A 26115-nucleotide genomic window follows, 5' to 3' on the forward strand; every position below is an offset into this window, starting at 1 on the left:
GTTATACTCGCGGCGCTTGTTATTCCGTACAGGAGTCTGTGGTGCCCGTCTTTTTAAATAATCAATTGCTCGAAGATATTCTGGCGCAGGTTCGTCCACTCATTGGCCAGGGCAAAGTCGCTGATTACATTCCGGCGTTGGCTGAAATTCCTGGAAACAAACTGGGAATTTCAGTTTGTACGGTCAACGGCGACATGTTTAGCGCCGGGGATGCAGCAGAACGGTTCTCCATTCAATCCATTTCAAAAGTGCTGAGTCTGACGCTTGCCATGGCACGTTATGATGAACACGAAATCTGGGCGCGCGTGGGTAAAGAGCCTTCAGGGCAACCCTTCAATTCATTACTCCAGCTGGAACTTGAGCAAGGCAAACCCCGCAACCCGTTTATTAATGCCGGGGCACTGGTGGTGTGTGATATGTTGCAGACCCGCCTGAGTGCGCCGAAACAGCGAATGCTGGAAGTTGTGCGGGCCATCGCGGAACAACCCGATCTGGCATACGACTCCCGCGTTGCGAAATCTGAGTTCGAACATTCGGCGCGCAATGCGGCCATCGCCTGGCTGATGAAATCATTTGGTAATTTTGATAACGACGTCATTACCGTCCTGCAGAATTATTTCCACTATTGCGCACTGAAAATGAGCTGCAATGAACTGGCGAAAACCTTTCTTTTTCTGGCCAATCAGGGGCGCGCATTGCACCTTGATGCGCCAATTATCACGGCTCAACAAGCCAGACAAATCAATGCGCTGATGGTCACCAGCGGGATGTACGATGGTGCCGGTGAGTTTGCGTATCGGGTAGGAATGCCTGGCAAATCAGGGGTAGGGGGTGGCATTATCGCCATCGTTCCACAGGAAATGTCGATTGCAGTTTGGTGCCCAGAATTGGATGCATCGGGTAACTCGTTAGCTGGAACCGCCGCCCTCGAAATTCTGGCACAACGGATTGGACGCTCTATTTTTTAAATTATTACGGATGCTGTGCATTAGCCTGGTTGGCCGCAGGTTGTACCAGATTTAATATGCTAAACTAGGTTTTATTTTTTGCACACATCCCGAATATCAATGTGTAAATTCTTTACGCAGTGCATGCATAATTATGAGTCAGAACAGCATGTCTAATCAAAATTACATTAAGTTATTTTCGCCAGAAAAATATTTGTTAAACGCCGTTATTATATTTGCCATTACCACTTTGTTCTATTTTTTTGGTGCGTCACTTCGTCTGATTGACGAGCTGTCGCTGTTCTGGCCGCTCAACGCGGTGCTGGCGGCGGTGTTTGTACGCAATCCCTTCCTCAATCGGTCTGTGTATTATTTTGTTTGCTACAGCGCGATGGTGGTTTACGACGCTTTCACCACGCATTGGGGGTGGCAATCGGCGATAATAAACTTATCGAATATGGTATTTATTATTGTCGTTGCGCGATTATTACTGCGCTATTCCAGGACACAAGATGAAAGCAATTGGGCGCTCAATGCGTTTAATCTTTTTTATACCTGCTTGATTGGGTCAATTCTCAGTTCTTTATTAGGTTCAATAGGTTCCACTGGCCCATCGTCAGATTACCGTCAATTCCTTTCATTATTTACTGACTGGTTTGGCGAGCAATTTTCGACGGGTGTTTTGATGATGCCGTTCTTGCTGATGGCAACATGGCCGCAGTGGAAGACATTGCCCGACTTCCATATATCTAAAATCTATCCACTATTGGGTGTTATCGTTTCGGTTCTCGCATCGGTAGCCATCGGTGGTGCTGGTAGCCTGGCGTTTCCGTTGCCTGCCCTTATCTGGTGTGCGATCCGTTATCCTTTGCCCGTGACCGCGTTAGTGACGTTATTAACCGGAGGGATAGAGATTATTTTACTGTCCAACTCCATTATCGCTATTCACCCGAATAAACCGTTGGTGGTGAGCGAGATGTTCTCCGCACGTCTGGGGATTGCCACTATGGCGATTTGCCCGCTCATCGTTTCCGTCAGCGTGGATGCAATTAACCGGCTGATTAAACAGACCTCGCTGCGAGCCGATTATGACTATCTCACGGGGATTTACTCCCGTTCAGGTCTTTATGAAGCGCTGAAAAACAAAGCGCCACTGATGCATCAACCCGATCAAAAGCTCTGCGTCATGTTGCTGGATATTGATTACTTCAAACGTATAAATGATAACTATGGTCACGAATGTGGCGACATCGTGTTGGCCGCGTTTGCCAGGCGCTTATCGCAAACCGTGGGCAATGAAGGGCTGGTGGCGCGTCTTGGCGGCGAAGAATTTGTGGTGGCGTGTAGCACCCGCTCCGAAGAAGAGGGTTATGCCTTCGCCGAGCAAATCCGTAAGGATATTGAGCTCACGGCGTTTCGTTACCAGCAACAAACACTGTTTATCACCGTGAGTATTGGTCTTGCGGCAACCTCGACGGAAAACCAGACGCTGCTGGATACGTTTAACTCACAACTCGCGCAAGCCGATAAGTACCTGTATTTGTCTAAGCGCAATGGGCGCAATCAGACCAGCATGGCGTCGCTTAACGAATGTGTCATCAAGATTTAGCCGATCTGGGCGAGAGTTGTTGTACCAAAAATAATTGGTATAACAACTCTTGTTTGATCAAAACGGGGTTTCACTTCTTTGAGTTCTGATAGTTTGTTCAGGATATTTGTGGTCGTTCATCCTGTACACACCAAGGAACAACATAGTGAAAACACTTAATCGTCATGATTTCCCTGGCGCTCAATATCCAGAACGTATTATCCAGTTTGGTGAAGGCAACTTCCTGCGTGCTTTCATCGACTGGCAAGTCGATTTACTCAATGAACATACGGACTTAAATGCGGGTGTGGTTATCGTACGTCCGATAGACAGTGCATTCCCACCGTCGTTATCCACTCAGGATGGGCTTTACACTACGATTATCCGTGGCCTGAACGAGCAGGGCGAAGCGGTAAGCGACGCGCGTCTGATTCGTTCAGTGAATAGAGAAATCAACGTCTATCAAGAGTATGAAAGCTTCCTTAAACTGGCACATAACCCAGATATGCGTTTTGTGTTCTCCAACACCACCGAAGCGGGTATCAGCTACCACGCGGGCGATAAATTTGAAGATGCGCCAGCAGTAAGCTATCCGGCAAAGTTGACCCGTTTACTGTTCGAACGTTTCAGCCACTTCAACGGTGCTGCTGACAAAGGTTGGGTGATCATTCCTTGCGAACTCATCGACTATAACGGTGATGCGCTACAAGAACTTGTTCTGCGTTACGCGCAAGAATGGGAACTGCCAACCGCCTTCACTCAATGGCTGAACGACGCCAACACATTCTGTTCAACGCTGGTAGACCGTATTGTTACGGGTTATCCGCGTGATGAAGCAGCCGATATCGAAAAATCTTTGGGTTACAAAGATAGCTTCCTTGCGGCAGCGGAACACTTCTACCTGTTCGTGATTCAAGGGCCGGCATCGCTTGCGCAAGAGTTGCGTCTGGATAAATTCCCGCTGAACGTGCTGATTGTTGACGACATCAAACCGTATAAAGAACGTAAGGTTGCGATTCTGAACGGGGCTCATACCGCTCTGGTTCCGGTTGCGTATCTTGCTGGTTTAAACACCGTTGGCGAATCCATGAACGACGCTGAAGTTTGCGCCTTCGTAGAAAAAACCATTGCTGAAGAGATCATTCCGGTACTGGATTTGCCGCGTGACGAATTGCAGTCGTTCGCCCAGGCAGTCACCAGCCGTTTCCAGAACCCGTATATTCAGCACCAGTTGCTGTCTATCGCGCTCAACGGCATGACCAAGTTCCGCACCCGCATTCTGCCGCAACTGTTGGCGGGCCAGCAGGCGACTGGGACTTTGCCTCCGCGTCTGACTTTCGCCCTGGCGGCACTGATTGCTTTCTATAAAGGTGAGCGTAACAACGAAAGCTATCCTTTACAGGATGATGAGCATTGGTTAGTGCGTTATAAGCAGTTGTGGACGGCACTTGGCGATAAGCAAATCACCGAACAACAACTGGTTGAAACCGTGTTAAGTGACAGCGATCATTGGGGCCAGGATTTGACACAGGTCGCAGGCCTGGTGGCTAAAGTGAGCGAAGATCTTAAGACCATTTTGAACCAGGGAATGCGCGCGGCTGTTGCTCGATACTGCTAAGCGATTCGTAACAGAGTGCCTGTGGTTGTTGTACACAGGCACTTTTTTAACTTTTAAAAAGTGACAACGTCACATTGAGTTGGCTATTTATCGTCACCCATAATGACTTTCATGGTTGCTTCGTCAGGCAGACCCTGATGTTGTTGCAGGCGACCTTCCTTATTCAGGTAATAAATAGATGGGGTCGCACTACCACCCAGTTCGTCCATCAACGCCAGATTGGATTCCAGCGCTTTTGTGATGTCTGGCTTGATGGTCGCAGGAATGGCTAACGGCATTTTGCCCTTGCTGTTCTCATACTCGGCCAGCGTTTTAGCCGGATTTTCAGACATCATTATCGCAGCAGCTTTCTGACCGCTGTCAGGGCGAAGCATCCCGACCATCAAAACGCGCAGTTGTACCTTACCGGAGTTCAGCCACGGCTGCGCATTTTGCCAAAACTGGGTGCAATACGGGCAGTAAGGATCGGCAAAGGCGTAAACAATCTGTGGGGCGTCAGCTTTGCCCGCCGCAATCCATTTATTCTTCTCGAGTTTTTGCCACATCTCTTTGGCCATCGGCGCATAGACCCATTTTTCTACCTGAGCATCACTGAGATTTTTGCCTGCGGCATCGACCAGATTACCCATGATCGCGTGTTGTTTATCAGGCGTCAGGAACACGGTTGTGCCTTGTCCCTGAAATTGCATCACGTAACCCGGTAAATTCCCTGGGCCTTTAAATTCACCTTTCAGTTCAAATCCTTGCTGCTGTAAGGCGCTAATCGGTACAGGGATTTTTGCGTCCGCTGCCAGTAGCGAAGTACTGGTAAGCAGTGCAAGCGACAGAGTCCATACGGCATGTTTCATTATGTCATCCTTATTATTATCTTGATGAATGTATGCTCGGGTAGGCTACATGTCGGACGCCCGGAAGGAAAGTTTCGGGTATAGAAAGATGAAAGGGCGTTATTTTGCTATCGTATGCGCAATTATTCAGATTCATTGGACGCATTATGACCCACTCATCAAAAGACCCTCTGCATGGCATGACACTTGAAGCCATTGTGAATGCATTAGTTGCGCGTTTTGGATGGGAAGAACTGGCGAAACGGATCAATATCAATTGTTTTAAAAGTGACCCAAGCGTTAAATCCAGCCTCAAGTTTCTCCGCCGCACCCCGTGGGCGCGTAAAGAGGTCGAAGACCTGTATATCGATATGATAGAGACAGCAAACGAGGTGACGAACGATGTGCCTGCTGACAGCCCGTGGGCAAACTGGCAGGGTAAAAAAGAGTAGCAGAGGCAGCCTGGGTGGATAAGCGAGGCTAATCCACCCAGGGTATCGTGTTATTATTTACGTGACAGTGTCACCATCACACAAACGGTGCTAACGGATCTGCCGCGGCAAAGGCCACTTCTTTCTCGGCTTTTGGCGGGTAGATCAATTCGCTGGTGATAGCGATTTTAATTTTCTTCGCTTCTGCTCGCGTCGATTTAACCACTTGATCCCAACCTTCGGTATAAACCGCTCCCCAGCCACCCAAATCCAGGCAAGTCACATAATTCACCTGGCTGTAGGGTAATGGAGCCACTCCCAGCATGTCAGCGGCGACGTTGTTACCGACAAAACGCCCCAGCATAATCGCGTGCTGGCAGGTCATTAAAGCCGTATTGCCTTTTTCATCGGTGCGGGCATAAGCCACATCTCCGGTCGCGTAAATGTCCGGCTGGCCAACGACTTTTAAGCTCTGGTCAACGTGCAAACGTCCCTGTGCATCGCGTGTGGCAGGAATTTGAGCGGTAAGCGGGCTGGCCTGCACACCCATGGTCATAATCACCGTGTTTGAAGCAATAAAATCGCCGTTTTTAAATGTAACGCCGCGTTCGTCAATGGCTTCAATTTCGGCATTGAGCATCCATTCCACACCCAGTTCGTCACTTGCTTGTTTGATGACATGGCACAATTCTTCGCTATAACGCCCACCGACGACCGGGCTGCGGTCAGCGATAACCACACGTATTGGCGCAGCATCCCCCAAAATTGCGCGTAAGCGTGCTGGTAATTCGGTTGCTAATTCAATGCCGGTGAACCCGCCGCCGCAAACGACCACGGTGTTGCGCGCTTCGCTGGCGGGTTGTTGTGCCAGCTGGTTGAGGTGTTTTTCCAGGCGAGCGGCGCTTTCCAGTTGGTCTACATCGAATGCGTGTTCTTTAGCGCCAGGGAAAATGGGGTTGATATGGCTGCCGGTCGCTAATACCAGCTTGTCGTAGTGAATGGCGTTCAGTTGATCTTGTGTTGTGTGGTACCAAACCTGTTTGCTGGCGACATCAATTTCACGCGCGGAACCGGCAATAAATTTCACCCCTGTTGCAGCAAACAGCGGCAGCAACGGGGCGGCAAAACTCTCTACTCCGGCTTCATAAAAACGCGGGCGAATACGCAATTCAGGCTGTGGAGCCAGCACGGTAATTTCAATATCACCACGATCGTGAAGATCCGTTAAGCGTGCCGCGCTCAATGCCGCCCACATTCCTGCAAACCCTGCGCCCAAGATAAGTACTTGCTGTTTCATGCTTTATTGCTCCGATGTTTTGGAAGTGACGTGATTTATTAACTGCGATCATATTGGTCGTAGTTAATAAGATCAATACTTTTACGATGCGTGATAAATAAAAATCAATTAACCAATTGAATTTTATTTATATTTAAAAGTTCATTGAGAAAGAACGTGCGCGAGAATTGCTTCACGATCGGGAAGGATTTATCATCTAACTAAGATTTAACTGGGCGGAGAAGTTATGGCATTTTACAGTTCTGGCGTGGAGTACGGCATCCATAGCTTAATGTGTTTGGTTGATAGCAAAGGCGATGGCCGTGAGATGAGTGTGCGCGAAATCGCAGAATTGCAAAACGTACCGTATGACTATCTGGCCAAGATTTTTACCAAACTGTCTAAAGCAAGCCTTGTGGAGAGTACCGAAGGAAAAGGCGGGGGATTTCGGCTGGCGAAACCGGCTGACCAGATTACCGTGCTGGATATCGTCGCCGCCATTGATGGCGAAAAATCGATTTTCGACTGCAAGGAAATCCGCCAACGCATGGCGATATTCGATGAACCAGCCCCCGCCTGGGCTTGCGAAGGAATATGCGGCGTGAGGCAAGTTATGCTGGTGGCTCAACAACGAATGGAAGAAGCGCTTGCGCAGCATACCGTGCTGGATTTAGCGCGGCGTATGTTCAGAAAAGCACCGGAAGCATTGCCTATACAGATTGAAGAGTGGATTGGCCGTCGTCGAAATGATGCATGACAACTAGTTCGCCCGTCGCAGCAGAATAAACAGTACGAACATACCGCCGACACCTGCGGTGATGATCCCAATCGGCAGCTCCTGGGGGGCGGTGAGCGTTCGGCTAAGGATATCCCCGGCAGACAGCAAAATTGCCCCCAGGACGCCCACCAGGGGTAACAATCTGCGATGCCGTACGCCAGAAAATGGCCGCGCCAGATGGGGCACCATCAACCCGACAAAACCGATAACACCAGTAAGCGAAACCAGGATTGCAGTGGCGATTGAGCAGCAAAGAAAGACTTCGGTTCGTAGGCGCAAAACGTTAATGCCTAACGATCCTGCCGTCTGTTCACCCGCCAGCAATCCATCCAAAGAACGCCAGCGTAACGAAATTAAGGTCGTCAGCATTAGCAGTGCGATGGCTGCAAAACCAAGATTATCCCAACGGGCCAATCCCAATCCCCCCAGAGCCCAAAACAGCGCATTACTGGCCGCGCGTTGGTCACCGGAAAAAATCAGGTAGTTGGTAAGAGCCCCAAACAAAAATGACACGGCCAGGCCGCAGATAATCAGCTTTTCCGTTCCTTTATGTGACTGAGACATAAAGATTATCATCACGGCTGCCGCAGAGAGCATCCCGCCGACAAAGGCGGCGACAGGCATTGTCCAGGACCCGAGGCTGTCACCCAGGCGGGTGATCACCAGCACCACACCGGCAGAAGCCCCTGAAGATAAGCCAAACAAAAAAGGGTCAGCCAAATCATTCCGCGTGGTGGTTTGTAGCAACGAACCTACTAACGCAAGGCCCGCTCCCGCCATCATTCCGAGTAGCGTGCGCGGCAAACGCAGCTCCAGCACGATGCTTTTTATCATCGGCGAAACGTCTCCTGGTAGGACGTTCAGCGCGATCAGCACGTCGGAAAAAGAGAGCGGTACACTGCCTTTCGCAACGCTTGCCAGAGTCAGTCCCGCCAGTAAAAACGGGGCCACAAGCCACACCAGTAAAAAACGTTTATCGGCGATCATCCGTTAAACGCGTCCGGATAAAGTGCACGGGCAATTTTTGTGATGGCGGTGATATTGGCCGGGCCGGGCGTCATCTCCTGATATTTAAGTCGCAGGTAACGGTGATGAAGCACCGCAGGGGTATTTTTCATTAACGGATGCTGCTCGAGGAACCGTTCCAGGCCGTCCGCGCCGCCGTTAAAGTCAGACTGATAATCCATCAGAATGATGAATTCCGGCTGAGTTGCCGCGACGCTTTCCCAGTTGGTGGTTGTCCAGCTTTTATCCAGCGTATCCATGACATTTTTACCACCTGCCGCTTCGATAATCGCGGTTGGCATAGCGTAAGCACCGCTGGTATACGGTTTATCTTCGCCTGAGTCGTAAAGGAAAACCCGCACCGGTTTCCGTCCTGCGGTTTTCTTATTGATATCGGCAACCTGCTTTTTCCAGCTATCCACCTGTTTGATCGCATCTTCTTCTTTGCCAAAGACTTTGCCCAGACGTTCCATATCGCCGTACAGCAAATCCATGTTGGCCCGTGCGCGATGGTTATTAACGTGATTGCAGCTTTCGGTCAGAATAAGCGTTTTGATACCGAACTTTGCCAACGCCTGTGGCGTTACATCGCCGCGTAAACCGTAGTTCCAGCCGGAAAAAACCAGATCAGGCCTGGCGGCCAGCAGTGTTTCCATGGAGGGATATTTGGGCGCGAGTTCAGGGATGTTGCCCTGCAAACGGGTAAAGTCCGGGATATTTTTGTACCAACCGGAAATGCCCGTAATGCCGACAATTTCAGGTTGCAGATGTAGCTCAAACGCCATCTCAGACATATTGATGTCATGAACGACCATGCGTTTTGGGGCGGCGGTAAAGGTCAGCGGTTTTCCGCAGTTATCGACCGTTACCGGAAAACCGGAGGCACCGGCACGGAAGGTCATCGCGGCTAAGAGTGCCGCAACAAGCATTAATGTTTTCATACAAACTCCTGATTCGTGAGGTGTGGCTCCTCACTTACCGGCTCGCGACTTTCGCCAGAACGGTATCATCCGGTGGCGGAGAACTCCGTCCCCTTGAGACCGCCGCACCTTACAGGAATTGATAACGTGAATAGATCCGATCAGATCAATTAATGGTTAATTATTTGTATATCAATCAATTTCAGAGGGTAGCGCTTCAAAGATGCGCACTGTTTTGCCGTTTTTTGGGTGAATCACGTGCAGGCTTTGCATACCGAAAACTTTCTCAAGCCAGGGAGAATCCAACACCTCCGCAGGGGTACCACGGCAAACCAGACGGCCTGCATTCATCATGATCACCTGGTCGCAAAACGGTTGAATCAATTCAAGATCGTGCAATATCGCCACGGTGGTGATGTTTTTGCGCTTAACGAGGCTCAGTAACTGATGGCGGGCGAGCGGGTCGAGATGATTTGTCGGCTCATCGAGTAAGAGTAACGTCGGTTGTTGCGCCAGCACACGGGCAAAACCCGCGCGTTGTCGTTCGCCGCCGGATAATTTCCCCAGCGCCACCTGTTTCAGGTGAGCGATGCCGACATCATGAATGGCATCGGCAATAACATCGTCATGTTCCGTTTTCGGGCGTTCGGCCTGCCACGGAATGCGCCCCAACGCCACATACTCATTTACCGTCAGTCGTAAATCAGCATTGTCATGTTGGGTTAGCAGCGCAACGCGACGCGCGCGTTCCATAGGCGTCATGGCGCGCAGCATTTTGCCCTGAAATACTATCTCACCACAGGCAGGCTGCAACTCATTGATGATGAGCCGTAGGAGTGTCGATTTCCCACTGCCATTTGGACCGATAATCGAGACAAACTCTCCGGCGTAAACCTCAAAAGAGACGGCATCGACCTGCGGCGTTTTACCGGTAAAAAAGAGTGTGAGATCGCGAACTGATAGCATGTTTTCAGAGGTTGACGCATTCATTAGACAAATCATTTACAGAATCAATGGTTCCCAGGATATCAAAATTTAAGTGAATTTTCTCATGCACTCAGGCGGTCGCCTCCGTGGGTCTGCGTGTGCCCAACATCACCAGAGGAATGGCTATCAAATAAACGGCTACGACTGAAAGCCAGATAGCGCCGGGCCACTGTTTCTGTACTGCAAAATAGAATGCAGAGAAGAACAGCGGGGCGATGATGGACGCGAGACTCACGGCGGAGGCCAGAACGCCCTGGAATTGCCCCTGACTTTGCGCATCGACTTGCCGGGTTGCCAGAGCCTGAAGCGCTGGCGTCCCTATGCCACCTAATGCAAATAGCGGCATAATTGCGAATACCATCCAGCTTTCACGTGCAAAGGCGATGCTAACCAGTGCAATGCAGGCGCAGCTGATCCCAACGAATACTGCACCCCGTTCACCAAATAACCTTGCCGCAGGGCCGGGCAGAAACACCTGAACCAGTGCCTGGCACAAACCAAATGCTCCAAGCGATAAACCTATCCAAAAACCATTCCAGCCAAAAGCATCAAAACCCCACAGCGCCCAGCAAATCCCGTATGCCTCACCTGTGGCACTGAGAATAAAGAACGTCAGCACCACCGGCATCAGTCCTTTCATGGAGCACACCCAGCGAAACGGGAGCAGAGGGTTAAGTGCTGAAAGATTCAGTTTCTTACGTTCAGGCTGATGGGACTCCGGCAAAACCAACAGCGCGAGCAGGAAATTAGCTCCGTTAAGTACCGCTGCTGCGATAAAGGGCAGACGGACCCAATAATCACCAAGCATGCCTCCCAGAACTGGGCCGATGATAAAACCGATACCAAACATCGCGTTGAGTAGACCGAAATGCCGGGCTCGCTTGTCTGGCGTAGAGATATCGGTGAGATAAGCGGTGGCGACGGAGATATTGGCGCTCGTCATTCCTGCAATGGCGCGCCCTACAAACAGTAATGCCAGATTGGGCGAGAAGGCGAGAAACACGTAATTTACTGCCGCACCGCCAAGAGATAACAGCATGACGGGCCTGCGGCCAATACGGTCGCTGAGTGTGCCGAGCACAGGTGCAAACACGAACTGCATCACGGCATACAAAGCAGTCAGCGTGCCGATATAAATAGCGACGTTCCCACTGTGCGTAATCTCTTTTAGCAGCGAAGGAAGAATCGGAAAGATTAGCCCAATGCCAACCGCATCAAGGGCAATAGTCGTGAAAATAACGATAAGTGGTTTATTCATAAAGCGTTCCCGTCGGTAATCAGGTTGCGCACTAAGATGCTGAACCTGTGACAAACCTGAAAAGTGTTCAGGCATTTAAGGACGCTGGTCGAAAATGGCGCGGAGCGCATTGTAGACGTGTGTGGCGACCACCGAGAGTGTAGTCAAATCGTGGCCGCTTTTTCGCGAGGTCGTCTTTATATCACACACGTCGACAAATTAAAGGTCCTCAATGACAATTAATCATGTGGGTTCTCGCTACTTTTTGACCGGGTTAAACCTTTTTACATGGCTGCGAGTTTATGGTGATAGTCAATTGATTCATATTGATAAACCAAGTCCTCCGCAGAATCTGTGGTGACTTCGCACTGAGGAGTAGATGCATGGAAAAGTATGTTTTTTATGTTAAAGATGAAGCCACTAAAATTTTTGCCCGCAGCATGCTGTCAAAAGAGGAGATCAAAAAGTTAAAACAAGATGGCTTTAAAAAATACCCGCTGGAGTTTGAAGCTGAGAGCAAGCAGGAGGCCATCGATAAACTCAACGAGAACACCCGCGACAACATGGATGCCTTAGGGGGCTTTTCCGCCTCTGTCGTTTTTATATCAATCTTCGCATTCATCGTATTTGCGCTGATTTATCTTTTTAATTGATGTCCGGGCGGTTGAGAGTGCACAGGGATAAAAGCTAAACAATAAGAGTGGCTAATGATATTTGCTCAAAGAATATCCACGACTTCTGTTCATTGCGCTTAAACTTAAACAAAATTAATCAACATTTAATTAATTTAAAATTAAACAAAAAAAGTGACTCATAGCACAAAAAAATTAACCAGAACCTCTGCTGTGTCATAACATCCGCCTCCTTAATTCGGAATTTAATCAATTTTGTTTGTTTAATCACCGATTGTTAACATGGGTTAGGATGCACATGCAGTTTAAAAAAATACTTCTTATTGCCATTCTGGCAATTGCCGGTTGTAGCGCTAAAGGCGATACCGCGAGTCAGCAACGTAACTCTATCCAACATATGCGTATTGATACGTTATCAAAGTTGTATCAAGCTCATCCTGAAGCGCGTAAACAAATCCTGAAATCTAAAGGCTACGCGGTATTCTCCGCCAACAGCAGTAAAATTCTGACATTTGGATTTGGCAGTGGTTACGGCGTTGTGAAGAATCACAAAACGGGCAAAGACACCTATATGAAAATGGCTCAGGCTGGAGCCGGTGTTGGTTTGGGCGTTAAGCAACTACGCACGATTCTGATTTTCAATGACAGCAAAGCGCTGAACGATTTTATCAAGAATGGCTATATTGTCGGCGCGGATGCGAATGCCGCAGCTAAATATGACAATCAAGGTTTGCCAGCCGTCAATGCTTCGGCGGGTGCTGTCGCACCAAGTTCGGTCGAGCTGCCTAAGCCGCTTTATTCCTACGAACTTACCGAAAAAGGCCTTGCTGCGCAGGCCATGATTAATGGCTATAAATACTGGCCAGATGATGCGCTAAACGGTAAATAACACATTTTAAACGGTGCCTTGTGCACCGTTTTTTTTATGCTTTTTTTTTGTCCCTCTACACCCGGCTCATGATGTAAGGAAGTGTAAATGACTATTTCATTTGCTTATGTCAGTATTTAGCTTCGATTTTATTTGCTCACTGGATTTCTCATCAATATCACCGATAAATATAGGTACCCGTGAAATATGTTATAGGTTGAAGCATGTTTAAAGATTACAGCGTAAGAACCGTGATTGTTGTTTGTACAGCAATATCAATTGCGTTAATGAATTTAATGGCTTTCTTGTTATTAGCAAATACTAACGTTTTACTTATGCTGAATGCGGTTGGAGTGGCTTTGCTTCTTATCTTGTGGGCTTACATGACTCGCTATCTTGTTAAACCGATTAACGAAGTTAAAAGAAATATCGATGAAATAAACACCGGAAATTTATCCATATCGATAGCCGAGTTCGGGAATAACTGTGCAGGAAAGTTAATTCCAGGCATAAACAGCCTGGCGAAAGAAATATCCAGTTTGGTGATAGATATAAGAAAGTCTTCAAATTCAGCCAGCGAGCTGTCCGGCACACTGGCGAATCAGAGTGCGGATCTCTCGGTAAAAACGGAACAACAATCGGCCATGTTGATGCAAACCGCAGCGAGCATGGAAGAGATCTCCGCAGGAACGAAGAGCAACGCAGAAAACACCCGTCAGCTAAACACCATCACCAGTGAAGCGCATAAGTCAGCAGGGCATGGCAGTGATTTAATGCAAAAACTCACTGAGAATATGGTGTCGATAACTGACTGCTCAAAAAAGATGACCGAGATTATTAGCATAATCGATGGGATCGCCTTCCAGACAAATATCCTGGCTTTAAATGCCGCGGTCGAAGCGGCCAGAGCGGGAGAACACGGTAAAGGGTTTGCCGTGGTTGCGGGTGAGGTCAGAGTGTTAGCGAAAAAAAGCTCAGAGTCCGCTAAGAATATTAAGTCTTTAATTGAACAAACGAATATTAATGTGATGCAAGGCGCGAAGTTGGTTTCTGAAGCAGAAAAAAATATGCACGATATTGTTTCTGGTTCAGACGATCTAAATCTGTTGATGGAACATATTTTCTTGTCGACGAATGAACAGGAGAAGGGGATCCAGCAAATTACCATCGCGCTGTCAGAGCTGGAAAAAGTCACCCACAGCAACGCAGCAGTGGTTGTCGAACTGGCTCACTCTTCTGATGTGCTTAAAGACCAGGTGGTTGAGTTGCAAAAAAGAACCAACAACTTACGTCTGGGTGATGAAGAGCGTGTGGTCACTTCTGTCGTATCACGAGCCGTTCGCACTAAGCCGTTAAAGCAGGCAGAAGAAGGGCAATGGCAAACGTTTTAATTCAGCGTTTTTGAATGCCCAATTGCCATTGTTGTAGCCATATCCGCCCGAAGACAGTTGGCACAGGATAACTTGTGCGCTATTTGTTCAGGGCGTGATACGATGAACCTCATTCATTGAAATGGCTAATCATCATGTCCCTCTTAGATTACGCAATGAAGCGCTTCGGTAATGCGGCAAATAGCTCGGTGACATGTCCTATCTGCGGAAGCAAATCCTCACATCCCGCAAACAAAGTCCGACTGGGGCAAACGCTGCTCTGCCCAAAATGTAAATCGCTGTTCGTTATACCGCGCTAATCCCTTTTGTCAGAGACGGTATTCGGAAAGCTATTCCCGCAAAGCCGAACAAATCTTAACCTATACTGTAAAGAATCTTGCAGCTGTTAAATCCCTGATGCCTGTCACTTCATCCTGAGAGAACGTTTCTGATCTGATTGAACAACTGCTCCTGCGCGTTCACCTCGCCCGATGAGCATATTCATGAAATTAAATTTTAAACCGTGGTTTACCTCGAGTAAGCCACGGGAACTTCATCCTGAAACGCCTGGCTGGCTGTCCGCTGGACCCGCTAATGAAAGCCCAATAAAAGCCGAGCTGTTCTCTGCGGCTCAAATGGAACGTTATGGCCAAAAACTGGCGCGTTCACATAAGTTATCACCCGCTAAGATGCCGTACTATTTGCTCAAGCGTCTGGAAGATAACGAAGCGATCATTACCCGCAACTGCTATCTGCTCAATGCTGGAGAGAAATCGGGCATTACCCCTGCGGGTGAGTGGCTGCTGGATAACTACTATCTGATTGAAGAGCAGATCCGTGTGGTCCGCCACCATCTGCCAAAGAACTTCGGCAAAGGCCTACCGCCGCTGACTCCGCCGCATAATTGCCCACGTATTTATGATATTGCTTCCGAAGCCATTGCTCATGCCGACGGGCGTTGGGATGCCGCGAGTCTGACGAGCTATATTGCTGCTTATCAGCAAGTTACCCCTTTAACGCTGGGTGAACTTTGGGCTTTGCCGGGCATGTTGCGCCTGGCGCTGATAGAAAATTTACGTCGTGTCAGTATCGAAGTCGCGGAAGCACAAAAAGAGCGTAACCTGGCCGATGTTTGGGTGACGCGAATTTTTGAATGCGCCGAAAGCACGCCAGCGGATTTGATCATGGTGATTGCCGATATGGCGCGTTCCCGCCCACCATTGAGCAGTGCATTCGTGGCAGAACTGGTGCGTCGCTTGCAGGGGCGGGGCAATATGCTTTCTTTGCCCCTGACCTGGGTCGAACAGCGGCTTGCAGAAACAGGCGTCACCACCGATTACCTGATTCATCGCTTCAACCAGCAGCTTGCCGCAAGTCAGCTTTCCGTCAGCAACAGCATCGCCGGTTTACGCCTGCTAAGTGAAACTAACTGGGCTGATTTTGCCGAAGCCATGAGCCTGGTGGAACAAACGATGCGGGAAGACCCGTCGGGAATTTACCCGGCTATGCATTTTGATACCCGCGATCACTATCGACATATTATTGAGATCCTCGCGCGCCACAGTCGCTCCAGTGAACCAGAAGTGGCGCGGCACATCCTGGGAATGGCGCAAGCGGCAGACCCGGAAACGCCCGCTCAACATGTTGGCTATTACCTCATTGGTGAAGGGCGGCCTGAGCTCGAAGAACAACTCGCGGCCAATACGTCGTGGATCGTTCGTCTGCGCCACGCGTTTAATCAAACCCCGTTGCTGAGCTGGCTGGGAAGCCTAAGCCTGTTGACGACGGCGTTCAGCGCCGACATTTTATCGCGCACCTATGAACATGGATTGAGCTGGCCACTGTTACTCCTCCTTTCTTTGCCGCTGGTGGTGATCGTAAGCCAGTTAGCCATCAATTTACTCAATGAGACAACGACCCGTTTCCGCTTGCCGATGCCGTTGCCGCGTATGGATTTCTCAAGCGGTATCCCTGCTGAATTTTGTACCATGGTGGTGATCCCTTGCTTGCTGACCAGCCGAGCAGGAATCGACAAACTGCTCAGTAGTCTTGAGATTTGTTATCTCGGTAACAAAACTCCCCATTTGTACTTCGCACTGTTAACCGATTTTGCCGATTCGACGGAAGAAAACTCTGCCGGGGATAGCGACCTTCTGCACTGGGCTGAAGCACAAATGCAGAATCTGAATCGCCGTTACGCGCCCGTTTCACAGCCGCTTTTCTTCCTGCTCCATCGCTCGCGCCAGTGGAATCCACAACAGGGCGTATGGATGGGGTATGAACGCAAGCGTGGCAAGTTATCGTTGTTGAACAATTGGTTACACCAGCCTGAGGCTCAATTCCGCGATGTGCACAACACGGCTATTAGCCCACCGGCAGGGGTTAAATATGTCATTACCCTCGACAGTGACACGGTGCTTCCCCGCGATACGGCACATAAACTGGTTGCGACCATGGCGCATCCTCTTAATCATCCGATCTACGACCCGGTTAAACAGCGTGTTGTGAAAGGCTACGGCATTTTGCAGCCCGGACTTGCGGAGGAGATCCCGCGTAACGGGCAGGGGCGATATGCCGCCATGTGCAGCAGCGTGCCGGGCAATGATCCGTATTCGATGATGTCGTCGGATATTTATCAGGATTTGTTTGGTGAAGGCTCGTTTGTGGGCAAAGGGATTTATGATGTCGGCACCTTTGTGCAAGCCACTCTGAATACCTGCCCAGAAAACTTAGTGCTGAGCCATGATTTGCTGGAAGGTTGCTATGCCCGTTCGGGTTTACTTAGCGAAGTCCTGCTCTATGAGCAATATCCCAATAATTATCTGACGGATACTGCGCGGCGTACCCGTTGGATTCGTGGTGACTGGCAACTGCTTAACTGGCTGAAAATTAACGTCAGAAGGGCTGATGGTACGCGTGATAAAAACCCGCTAACCACGCTTTCTCGCTGGAAACTGCTGGATAACTTGCGCCGCAGTCTGGTGGCTCCATCACTGCTGATAATATTGTTTTGCTCCCTTTTACTGGTGCCCAATCCGCTTTTCTGGCTCGGCGTAATGGCGGTTGTGCTGCTGCTCCCGACCGCGTTGGTGATTGCCCAGGATCTGATTAACAAACCTGCCCGCAGACCTTTTCTTCAACACCTGTTATTAGTTACCTCAGGAGGACTTAAACGCCTGATGCGTATTGGCCTCGGGTTTGCGTCACTTCCCCATGAAGCGGGTTATTCCCTGCAAGCCATTGTGGTGACGCTATGGCGACTCGGGGTGAGTCATCGCAACCTCAATCAATGGGCCAGTTTTGACCAAAGCAACGAGGACAGCAAAGCGTCACCCCTACGCTTCTATAAGGCGATGTGGCTGAATGTGATTTCAGGTGTTGCGCTAATTGCGCTCGTGGCATTGCTGGCGCCGATGATGCTGTTTTTTGCTCTACCGATTGGCTTGCTGTGGTGCCTGGCCCCCGCGCTGCTGAGCGTGTTAAGCCGCGAACCAAAACGTAACACTGTCACTTTTAGCGCCGCTCAAAAACGTCTGTTGCGCCAAAGTAGCCGCGAGATTTGGGCCTTTTTTGAAACGTTTGCCACCGCGAAAGAAAACTGGCTACCGCCGGATAACTACCAGGAAATACCACAACCGGTGATTGCGCATCGCACATCGCCCACCAATATCGGCCTGTCGTTGATGTCCAACCTGACCGCATGGGATTTCGGCTACATCCCGCAAGGGGAGATGTTGCAGCGGATTACGCTCACCCTCGACACGCTGGATAAAATGGAGCATTTCCGCGGCCATTTATATAACTGGTACGACACTCGCACCCTGCAACCGCTTAACCCGCGTTATATCTCCAGCGTGGATAGCGGCAATATGGCAGGGCATTTGCTCACTCTGAGTGCCGGTTTAACTGAGCTGCGCAACCAACCGATTCTCGATTGCACCCAGGTGCTGCTGGGTATCGACGACACGTTGCAGATACTTGAAAAAATTTGGGGGCAGAATGCGCCAACGTCTTTGCGCCAGCTACGTAACCATTGCAACACGGCCCTGACGCTGCAACCGTCATTACTGTTTGCTGAACTGAAAAATATGCGGGCGCAATGCAATCGTCTGCATGCGCTGTGCAGCCATGAGAATGCGCAGGTGCGGCGCTGGGTAGACATGCTTCAGCATCAGTTAGTCCTTGTTTGCCATGAATGGACGAGTTTTCTCAGTTGGCTTCCGCCAGATTGGGACACGAAACCATTGCCGGGGGTAACCTGGCTTGCTCAGGCCAAACATACCGGCGAGGGATCGCCGTCGGAGTCGGCTATCCGTCAGGCTCGCACCCGGCTGGATATCATTACTGAACTGGAACTGCGCTTACATGAACATGCGCGGATGGATTTTGTCTTCCTGTACAACGAAGTGACCAGTCTGCTGAGTGTCGGGTACAACTGCGACAATAATAAGCTCGACAACAGCCATTACGACTTGCTGCCATCGGAAATTCGACTCACCAGTTTTCTGGCGATTGCCACTAACCAACTGCCGCTGAAAAGCTGGTTCGCGCTAGGGCGGTTGTTCACCACCATCGATAACGAAACCGCGCTGATGTCCTGGAGTGGTTCGATGTTTGAATATCTGATGCCGAACCTGGTCATGCCCACGTATCCCGGCAGCTTACTTGAAGAGATGAGTCAGTCGGCGGTAAAACGCCAGATTGACTGGAGCAAAGAGCGCGGCGTGCCGTGGGGGATATCGGAGTCGGGCTACTACTCTTTTGATGCCCTGCAAAATTACCAGTATCACGCGTTTGGTGTGCCGGGACTGGGCCTGCGACGTGGGCTTGCCGACGATATGGTCATTGCGCCTTATGCGACGATGATGGCGCTGACCATTGCGCCACACAAAGCCTGTGAAAATCTGCTGAAACTGGAGAAAAGCGGCGCTCGAGGTGAGTACGGTTTTTACGAGGCGCTGGATTACACACCGTCGCGTCTTGCCAGTGGCCAGATGTATGCGGTCGTTCGTTCATGGATGGCGCACCATCAGGGAATGGCATTCCAGGCATTATCTCATGTGCTACTGGGAGCACCGATGGTGGATCGTTTTATGTCCAGCCCCGCGTTTCAATCGGCTCGTTTGTTGTTACAAGAGCGTGTGCCTGATGCTATTGAGCTTTACAGCCCGCGCCGTCACTTTGAATCCCATGAAGGGGTGCTCCAGCCTGTCCAGTATGAAACCCGTGAATTTACAGACGTTGATAGTCTGATCCCTGAAATTCAGCTGCTGTCGAATGCGGATTATCACTTGATGGTGAGCCAGTCCGGCGGCGGTTACAGTCGCTGGAAAGATGTGGCGCTGACACGCTGGCGCAGTGACGCGACCTGCGATAACTGGGGCGCATTTTGCTATATCAGCGACCCGGCAACCGAAGAAGTGTGGAGCAATACCTGGCAACCGCTTGGCGAACCGGTTAGTCAGTACGACGTCATCTTTACCGACGCAGGTGCGGAATTCAAACTGGTGGCCGGGACAATCAATGTGAAAACGCAGATTGTTGTCTCACCTGAAGATGATATTGAGCTACGCCGCGTCACGTTGCTGCACCGTGGGCGCCAACCGCGCACCATAGAATTGACCACTTACGCCGAAGTGGTTCTCGCGCCATTTGAGAGTGATTTGGCGCACCCTGCATTCAGTAATTTATTTATTCAGACCGAACTTGTTGCGCAGCAGAATGCCATTCTTTGCCACCGTCGCCCGCGTTCGCCCAATGAGAGTTGCCCGTGGATGTTTCATACCCTGGTTGTGCATGGGCAGACGCAAAACGAAAGCACATTTGAAACTGACCGGGCAAAATTCCTTGGGCGGGGCAGAACGCCCGCGAATGCACAGGCGACGGAACAAAGTGGTTCACTCAGTAACAGTGTTGGGCCGGTGCTGGATCCCATCCTGTCCATTCGCCAGTCGATTGTGTTGCAACCCGGCTTACCGGTGACCGTCGACATTATTTATGGCGTGACGGAAAGCCGTCAGCATAGCCAGGCGCTGATTGAGAAATATCACGACCATCCGATAGCCGATCGCGTATTTGAACTGGCGTGGTCACATAGCCAGATTGTGTTGCGCCAGATTAATGCCAACGAAGATGACGCTACGCTCTTTAACCGCCTCGCCAGCGCAGTGCTGTTCCCCGGCCCTGAATTGCGTGCGGATGCCAAAACCCTGGCGCGTAATCGTCGCGGGCAGTCTGGCCTGTGGGGATGGTCTATCTCGGGCGATTTACCGATTGTCATTCTTAATGTCACCAGCGATGAAAGCATCTTGCTGATTACCACCATGATCCAGGCGCACCATTACTGGCGTCTCAAAGGACTTGCGGTTGATCTGGTTATCCTCAATGACAGTCTGGGCGGCTACCAGCAAGAGCTACAGAATCAAATTGTTGAGCTGATTGTCGCAGGCTCAGAAGCGAGCCAGATGGATAAACCCGGTGGCATTTTCGTGCGTAACGGCGAACATATGTCGGCGGAAGACCGGTTGTTGTTGCTGAGTGTGGCGCAAATCGTACTGGATGACCGATCTGGTGGCCTGAAAGAGCAGCTAAACCAACGGCTCCAGGCCACAACTTCCTCGCAACAGCCCTTTGTGCCACACGTTGGGTTGCCCATAAATCAACACGATCCGTGGCAACCGGATACTGGTGACCTGGTCTATTTCAACGGTCGCGGCGGGTTCTCTGAGGATGGTCGCGAATACCAAATCACGCTGGGTGAAAACGACAGGACACCTGCACCGTGGGCTAATGTGCTGTCTAACGCCAGTTTTGGTTCGGTGATTTCAGAAGCCGGACAGGCCTACACCTGGTATGAAAACGCCCATGAATATCGACTCACGCCGTGGGAAAACGATCCCATTAGCGATCGTTCCGGTGAGGCGTTTTATCTTCGTGATGAAGAAAGCGGGTTAGTTTGGTCGCCGACCACGCTGCCCGTGCGTGGAACGGGGCACTATCTTTCGCGTCACGGTTTTGGTTACAGCGTGTTTGCCCATCGCGAAACGGGTATCGACACGGAACTCACGGTGCTGGTGGCAGAACAGGCACCCGTAAAAATCGCCATCCTGACGCTCAGTAATACCTCGGGGCGGACCCGTAAGATATCAGTGACCGGCTATGTAGAGTGGACGCTGGGGGAATCCCGCAATAAATCAGCGATGCATGTCATTACACGGGCGTCCACCACCGGGCGCGGCTGCGGCGTGCTGGCGAATAACTTCTACAGCAGCAATGGCTCAGAACGGACGGCCTTCTTTGCGGTGACGGGCGTGCATTGCTCAGTCACCGGCGACAGGCGAGAGTTTCTGGGACGTAATGGTTCACAAAGCGACCCCGCCGCAATGAAGATGCGCACATTGTCAGATAAAACCGGTGCAGGGCTGGATCCGTGTGGCGCAGTGCAGTCGGCCACCACGCTGATTGATGGTGACCAGCGCAGCTTTATCTTTGTGCTGGGGGTAGGTCAAGATCCGCAGGACGCGGAATCAATGATTAACCAGTATATGAACGAAGAGGCGGCCCGCGCTGAACTGGCGAATGTTCACCGCTACTGGCACAAAATGCTGGATAAAATCGTCGTGTCCACCCCGGACCCTGCGGTCAATTTGCTGACCAATGGCTGGCTGCTCTACCAGACCATCGCTTGTCGCATTATGGCGCGTAGCGGTTACTACCAGTCCGGCGGGGCGTTCGGTTTCCGCGACCAGTTGCAGGACACCCTGGCCCTGAGTCACGCCGCCCCAGAACGACTACGCGATCAGATTTTACTCTGCGCATCACGCCAGTTTGTTGAAGGCGACGTGCAACACTGGTGGCATCCACCGTTAGGTAACGGCGTGCGCACCCGTTGCTCGGATGATTATCTGTGGCTACCGCTCGCTATTTGCCATTACGTCGAGACAACCGGTGACATCGGTTTGCTTGAGCATCGTTTGCCATATCTGGAAGGGCGTGAATTGCTGGCGGGGGAAGAGTCGGCTTATGAACAACCGGTGATCAGCGCCCTTGAAGAGACACTCTGGCAGCACGGCGTTAAGGCCATACAGCATGGTCTGCGCTTGGGTCAGCACGGTTTGCCATTAATGGGCGCGGGTGACTGGAACGATGGCATGAACCTGGTCGGGCTGGAAGGCAAGGGCGAAAGCGTGTGGCTCGGCTTCTTCCTCTACGATGTGATGCAGCGCTTCGGGAAGCTTGCCGGACGAATCAATGAACATGAAACCGCGATGTTATGTCGGGAAGAAGCGGCAAAACTGCAAAAAAACCTCGAGGCCCACGCCTGGGACGGAACCTGGTATCGTCGTGGCTATTTTGATAGCGGCGAAGCGTTAGGTTCGCACCTTGCCAAAGAGTGCCAGATAGATGCCATCGCCCAGAGTTGGTCAGTGTTATCCGGTGCGGGAAGTGCCGATCGTTGCGCGCAAGCGATGCAAGCGCTGGACGCTCGCCTGGTCGATCCTGAAGCTGGGTTGATTAAATTGCTTACCCCACCGTTTAACGGCCATGGGCCAAATCCGGGTTATATTCAGGGCTACTTACCCGGTGTACGCGAAAATGGCGGGCAATATACCCACGGTGCTATCTGGGCGGTGATGGCTTTTGCTCGCAGCGGCAATATTGAACGCGCCTGGCAGTTTTGGGCGATGATAAACCCCATCAATCACAGCCTGACGCCGGATGCGATTGAGCGTTATAAAGTGGAGCCGTACGTCATGACTGCGGACATTTATAGCGTTGCACCTCATACCGGACGCGGCGGCTGGAGCTGGTATACCGGTTCTGCTGGTTGGGCATACCGGTTAATTGTCGACACGCTGTTGGGCATTGAGCGCCACGGCGACGCAATCTCCGTCCATACCTTGCTACCTCGCGACTGGCCGTCTGTCAGCCTCGTTTATCAACATGGCAACAGCTATTACCGCATCAACGTCATGCGCAGTGACGGGGAATACCGGGTCTTGCTTAATGGCGTCGAGCTAAGTGGGGACACTATCCCGTTAATTGATGACGGCAACAGCCATGATGTAGAGATAAGACTCGGGGCAGAATCATGAAAGCCCCCAGGCACGAAGATGCCAGCCATCTTCAGTTATGGCTAACCTGTCGGTTAAATTCAGGTTTTGCAGAAATACCGCATCATGCGAAACAACCACTAACGCGCCCTGGTAACAACAAAGCATGGCTTCCAGCGCCTGAATTGAAGGTAAATCCAGGTGGTTACTGGGTTCATCCAGCAATAAGAGTTGTGGGGTAGGATCGGCATACAGCACACAGGCCAGCGCGGCTTTCAGGCGTTCGCCCCCGCTCAGCAACCCACAGGCGGTCTGGATTTTGTCAGCATCAAGACCCAGTTGTGCCAGCCGCATGCGTAAATCTGCTTCACCCGCCGAGCGGTTGGCCTCCAGCATCTGTTCCAGAACGGTACGCTCAGGATCGAGGTTTGTGAGATGTTGATCAAGCCAGGTGTGACCGTGTGCGGCACGAGACTCCCCGGACAACGGCTGAATCTGACCTGCCAGCACTTTGACTAATGTCGACTTACCACATCCATTATTCCCGACAATGCCAATGCGTTGCTGGGCGGTAATCGTCAAATTCAAAGGGGAAGGGAAGTTGGCTACGAAGGGCAGTTGTACATTCTGGAGCTCGGCAACCCGGCGCTTAGAAGGCGAATTTACCGCCAAAGCGTGCACCACGATCGTGGTATTTTCATCCACTTGATTTGCCGCTTCCTGCACCCGTTTATCGAGTAACGCCTGTGCGGCAAGATGTTGCTGATTCAGTTTCCCCGCAGACGCTTCACTGCGTTGCTTTTGTCCACCCAGTAAAATGTTGGCTTGATTGGCATCGCGTCCTTGCCGATTCCCTCGCGATTGCCGCTTCTCAAGGCGTTCCTTCTGCTCGCGCAGGGCTTTTTGTTCGCGCAGGCGCTCGCGTTTGCGTTGCTCAAGCAGTTGCAGGGCATTTTGCGTCTCTTGCGCCTTTTGCTGTGCGTAGAAAGAATAGTTACCGCCATAATGACTCAAACCTAATGATGACAGTTCAACAATTCTCTGCATGGATCCCAGCAACTCCCGGTCATGGCTCACCACTAACAATCCGCCGGACCAGCGCTGTAACTGGTTAATCAGCGTCTGCCGCCACGTGCTGTCGATATGATTGCTTGGCTCATCAAGAATTAAAAAGTCAGCCTCAGATAACCAGGCACCGACCAGTGAGACACGCATCGCTTCGCCTCCACTTAACTGGCTAAGCGGGGTCGATGCGTCAAGATGCCCGAGCCCGGATTTTTCCAGCTCAAGCTGTAGTTGCTGGCGGATATCCCAGTGATGGCCAACGATATCAAAATCGTCCTCAGACACGCTGCCCATTTCGATGCGATCGAGCGCGTCAATCGTGGGCTGCACACCGGCAAGATGTGCAACAGTAGCTTCTGCCGGATAGTCAATCTGTTGCGCCAGATACCATGTGGAACCCGAACGGGTACAACGCCCGGACGAAGGCTGAATTTGCCCGGCTAAAATCTGCGAGAGAACGCTCTTGCCTACGCCGTTTCGCCCAACGAGGCCAGTACGACGTGTGTCAAAAGTTTCATTGAGCTGCGAAAATAGCGGTGTGCCGTCAGGTAATGTGAAATCAACGCATTCAAGCGCGATATAAGTATTCGTCATTGTGTACTCCATAGATGCCAGAAACTGACCCGAACAAACGGGGCAATAAATTGGCCGTCAGACAGACGGCAGCATCAATGGCGCATTGGCGGAATACCTATAGAGAAGAAATGAAGTGAGTCATTTTAAATAAGGGGAGCACAAAGTAAAGCGGTTAGCGGCAACATTGCGCCAGTGCTCCGTATTCTGAGGGTGGTAATGTGGGGCAATCAAGCTGGTGGATGGCGTGCTACGTATACCATCAGGAACAGTGACTTAACGGGATAACCATGTTTTAGCATCACGTTTCATGTCTTGTTCCAGCACACTGCCTCGTGTGGCAAACACACGTTGCACAGGGAATCCGCTCTTTTCCAGTATATAGGCAAGCGTTGCGTATTCGCGCGGGTACTTCGCCACGACGCTCTGATCTATTTCCACCAGGCCCATCGGGAAGGTAAATGTCCCCATATCGTAAATACTCTGGCGGTGGGACAGCTTCCACACGCCATCGCGTTTTTCTACCCTATCGTAAAACCGGTTATGGCATTCACAGCCCAGATTCAGTTTTACATTTTCAGCAATGATCATCGCATTGGTTTCGAGAATCGCTTTAGTACCGGTGGCGTTAAATGTGATGGCCGGCGTCGCAATAAGGTGTTTGGTTCGCACATCTGATGCCCCCATCCGCATTGAACCCTCAACAAAATCACTGCCCAGCCCTTCAAACCAGGTAATTTCAATCGTGCCATCGGGATGGAATAACTCGCGGAGTTGTTCCCATTCACCGAGATCGCGGTGCATCCAGCCATTTATAAGGTCGTTAAGTGCCTGGCGATCCTGAAGTTGGTTTTGCATGTTCTGACTCCTGTTAGTTGACTGGATTCAGTTTGGTCGCGAAAGACGTTAAACTCAAATATATTGAATTGACTAATTAATC

Annotated in this window: 18 protein-coding genes; 10 read left to right on the forward strand and 8 right to left on the reverse strand. The window is 50.8% G+C overall.

Features of this window, described 5'->3' with window-relative positions:
• Positions 1-41: 41 nt before the first annotated feature.
• The 3 genes from glsB to BSPA111_RS00220 all read left to right on the forward strand — a co-directional run bounded on the left by glsB (position 42) and on the right by BSPA111_RS00220 (position 4153).
• Entirely contained in the window at positions 42-968 is a 927-nt protein-coding gene (gene glsB / locus BSPA111_RS00210; RefSeq protein ID WP_183269214.1) for a glutaminase B, read from the forward strand.
• A 148-nt stretch (positions 969-1116) separates the two neighbouring features.
• Positions 1117-2556 carry a sensor domain-containing diguanylate cyclase gene (locus tag BSPA111_RS00215; RefSeq protein WP_255459188.1) on the forward strand — a complete coding sequence of 480 codons (1440 nt, stop codon included), beginning with the start codon at positions 1117-1119 and terminating at the stop codon, positions 2554-2556.
• 145 nt (positions 2557-2701) lie between these two features.
• On the forward strand, positions 2702-4153 hold the full coding sequence (locus tag BSPA111_RS00220) for a tagaturonate reductase (RefSeq protein ID WP_183269216.1): 1452 nt from the start codon (positions 2702-2704) through the stop codon (positions 4151-4153).
• Positions 4154-4236: 83 nt separating this feature from the next.
• Here the strand turns inward: BSPA111_RS00220 and dsbG are convergent, their stop codons facing one another.
• Complete coding sequence (gene dsbG / locus BSPA111_RS00225; protein WP_183269217.1) at positions 4237-5001, reverse strand: thiol:disulfide interchange protein DsbG; 765 nt, start codon at positions 4999-5001, stop codon at positions 4237-4239.
• 146 nt (positions 5002-5147) lie between these two features.
• Here dsbG and BSPA111_RS00230 point away from each other — a divergent pair, with 146 nt between their 5' ends.
• Positions 5148-5432 (forward strand): VF530 family DNA-binding protein, encoded by a 285-nt coding sequence (locus BSPA111_RS00230; RefSeq protein WP_183269218.1) that lies wholly within the window; start codon positions 5148-5150, stop codon positions 5430-5432.
• Positions 5433-5508: 76 nt separating this feature from the next.
• Here the strand turns inward: BSPA111_RS00230 and BSPA111_RS00235 are convergent, their stop codons facing one another.
• On the reverse strand, positions 5509-6708 hold the full coding sequence (locus BSPA111_RS00235) for an NAD(P)/FAD-dependent oxidoreductase (protein ID WP_183269219.1): 1200 nt from the start codon (positions 6706-6708) through the stop codon (positions 5509-5511).
• A gap of 226 nt (positions 6709-6934) precedes the next feature.
• On the opposite strand from BSPA111_RS00235, the gene BSPA111_RS00240 reads away from it, so the two are divergent.
• Positions 6935-7444, forward strand: coding sequence for an Rrf2 family transcriptional regulator (locus tag BSPA111_RS00240; protein WP_183269220.1), 510 nt, complete (start codon positions 6935-6937; stop codon positions 7442-7444).
• 3 nt (positions 7445-7447) lie between these two features.
• Here BSPA111_RS00240 and BSPA111_RS00245 read toward each other — a convergent pair whose 3' ends face one another.
• The 4 genes from BSPA111_RS00245 to BSPA111_RS00260 all read right to left on the reverse strand — a co-directional run bounded on the left by BSPA111_RS00245 (position 7448) and on the right by BSPA111_RS00260 (position 11635).
• The gene (locus tag BSPA111_RS00245; RefSeq protein WP_183269221.1) at positions 7448-8452 is read right to left on the reverse strand and encodes an iron ABC transporter permease; all 1005 of its coding nucleotides are present in this window, start codon (positions 8450-8452) and stop codon (positions 7448-7450) included.
• Positions 8449-9411, reverse strand: a complete 963-nt coding sequence (locus tag BSPA111_RS00250) for an ABC transporter substrate-binding protein (protein WP_183269222.1) — start codon at positions 9409-9411, stop codon at positions 8449-8451. The genes BSPA111_RS00245 and BSPA111_RS00250 overlap by 4 nt, the downstream gene beginning before the upstream one ends.
• 171 nt (positions 9412-9582) lie before the next feature.
• Positions 9583-10380, reverse strand: coding sequence for an ABC transporter ATP-binding protein (locus tag BSPA111_RS00255; RefSeq protein ID WP_183269223.1), 798 nt, complete (start codon positions 10378-10380; stop codon positions 9583-9585).
• Between the two features lie 67 nt (positions 10381-10447).
• Positions 10448-11635 carry a TCR/Tet family MFS transporter gene (locus tag BSPA111_RS00260; protein ID WP_183269224.1) on the reverse strand — a complete coding sequence of 396 codons (1188 nt, stop codon included), beginning with the start codon at positions 11633-11635 and terminating at the stop codon, positions 10448-10450.
• Between the two features lie 362 nt (positions 11636-11997).
• Here BSPA111_RS00260 and BSPA111_RS00265 point away from each other — a divergent pair, with 362 nt between their 5' ends.
• The 5 genes from BSPA111_RS00265 (at position 11998) to BSPA111_RS00280 (ending at position 23579) form a co-directional block, all read left to right on the forward strand.
• Positions 11998-12267 carry a hypothetical protein gene (locus tag BSPA111_RS00265; protein ID WP_183269225.1) on the forward strand — a complete coding sequence of 90 codons (270 nt, stop codon included), beginning with the start codon at positions 11998-12000 and terminating at the stop codon, positions 12265-12267.
• A gap of 277 nt (positions 12268-12544) precedes the next feature.
• Complete coding sequence (locus tag BSPA111_RS22770) at positions 12545-13135, forward strand: YSC84-related protein (protein WP_183269226.1); 591 nt, start codon at positions 12545-12547, stop codon at positions 13133-13135.
• A 203-nt stretch (positions 13136-13338) separates the two neighbouring features.
• Positions 13339-14505, forward strand: coding sequence for a methyl-accepting chemotaxis protein (locus tag BSPA111_RS00275; protein WP_183269227.1), 1167 nt, complete (start codon positions 13339-13341; stop codon positions 14503-14505).
• 134 nt (positions 14506-14639) lie between these two features.
• Positions 14640-14804, forward strand: a complete 165-nt coding sequence (locus BSPA111_RS22505) for a YnfU family zinc-binding protein (protein ID WP_221200547.1) — start codon at positions 14640-14642, stop codon at positions 14802-14804.
• Positions 14805-14987: 183 nt separating this feature from the next.
• Complete coding sequence (locus tag BSPA111_RS00280) at positions 14988-23579, forward strand: GH36-type glycosyl hydrolase domain-containing protein (protein ID WP_183269228.1); 8592 nt, start codon at positions 14988-14990, stop codon at positions 23577-23579.
• Here the strand turns inward: BSPA111_RS00280 and BSPA111_RS00285 are convergent.
• Both BSPA111_RS00285 and BSPA111_RS00290 read right to left on the reverse strand, forming a co-directional pair.
• Positions 23574-25196, reverse strand: coding sequence for an ABC-F family ATP-binding cassette domain-containing protein (locus tag BSPA111_RS00285; RefSeq protein ID WP_183269229.1), 1623 nt, complete (start codon positions 25194-25196; stop codon positions 23574-23576). The genes BSPA111_RS00280 and BSPA111_RS00285 overlap by 6 nt on opposite strands.
• Positions 25197-25451: 255 nt before the next feature.
• A complete protein-coding gene (locus BSPA111_RS00290; protein ID WP_183269230.1) occupies positions 25452-26033 on the reverse strand; it encodes a nuclear transport factor 2 family protein in 582 nt (193 codons plus the stop codon).
• Positions 26034-26115 lie beyond the last annotated feature (82 nt).

The organism is Buttiauxella sp. A111, from assembly GCF_014189855.1.
GTDB classification, from domain to species: Bacteria; Pseudomonadota; Gammaproteobacteria; order Enterobacterales; family Enterobacteriaceae; genus Buttiauxella; species Buttiauxella selenatireducens.

What these genes read in the sequence shown, in the direction of transcription:
- BSPA111_RS00290 (WP_183269230.1), bottom strand. Translation starts at nt 26,033, where the DNA reads ATGCAAAACCAACTTCAGGATCGCCAGGCACTTAACGACCTTATAAAT.
- BSPA111_RS00280 (WP_183269228.1), top strand. Translation starts at nt 14,988, where the DNA reads ATGAAATTAAATTTTAAACCGTGGTTTACCTCGAGTAAGCCACGGGAA.
- BSPA111_RS00215 (WP_255459188.1), top strand. Translation starts at nt 1,117, where the DNA reads ATGTCTAATCAAAATTACATTAAGTTATTTTCGCCAGAAAAATATTTG.
- BSPA111_RS00285 (WP_183269229.1), bottom strand. Translation starts at nt 25,196, where the DNA reads ATGACGAATACTTATATCGCGCTTGAATGCGTTGATTTCACATTACCT.
- dsbG (WP_183269217.1), bottom strand. Translation starts at nt 5,001, where the DNA reads ATGAAACATGCCGTATGGACTCTGTCGCTTGCACTGCTTACCAGTACT.
- BSPA111_RS00275 (WP_183269227.1), top strand. Translation starts at nt 13,339, where the DNA reads ATGTTTAAAGATTACAGCGTAAGAACCGTGATTGTTGTTTGTACAGCA.
- BSPA111_RS00230 (WP_183269218.1), top strand. Translation starts at nt 5,148, where the DNA reads ATGACCCACTCATCAAAAGACCCTCTGCATGGCATGACACTTGAAGCC.
- BSPA111_RS22505 (WP_221200547.1), top strand. Translation starts at nt 14,640, where the DNA reads ATGTCCCTCTTAGATTACGCAATGAAGCGCTTCGGTAATGCGGCAAAT.
- BSPA111_RS00240 (WP_183269220.1), top strand. Translation starts at nt 6,935, where the DNA reads ATGGCATTTTACAGTTCTGGCGTGGAGTACGGCATCCATAGCTTAATG.
- BSPA111_RS00265 (WP_183269225.1), top strand. Translation starts at nt 11,998, where the DNA reads ATGGAAAAGTATGTTTTTTATGTTAAAGATGAAGCCACTAAAATTTTT.
- BSPA111_RS22770 (WP_183269226.1), top strand. Translation starts at nt 12,545, where the DNA reads ATGCAGTTTAAAAAAATACTTCTTATTGCCATTCTGGCAATTGCCGGT.
- BSPA111_RS00255 (WP_183269223.1), bottom strand. Translation starts at nt 10,380, where the DNA reads ATGAATGCGTCAACCTCTGAAAACATGCTATCAGTTCGCGATCTCACA.
- BSPA111_RS00235 (WP_183269219.1), bottom strand. Translation starts at nt 6,708, where the DNA reads ATGAAACAGCAAGTACTTATCTTGGGCGCAGGGTTTGCAGGAATGTGG.
- BSPA111_RS00260 (WP_183269224.1), bottom strand. Translation starts at nt 11,635, where the DNA reads ATGAATAAACCACTTATCGTTATTTTCACGACTATTGCCCTTGATGCG.
- BSPA111_RS00250 (WP_183269222.1), bottom strand. Translation starts at nt 9,411, where the DNA reads ATGAAAACATTAATGCTTGTTGCGGCACTCTTAGCCGCGATGACCTTC.
- BSPA111_RS00245 (WP_183269221.1), bottom strand. Translation starts at nt 8,452, where the DNA reads ATGATCGCCGATAAACGTTTTTTACTGGTGTGGCTTGTGGCCCCGTTT.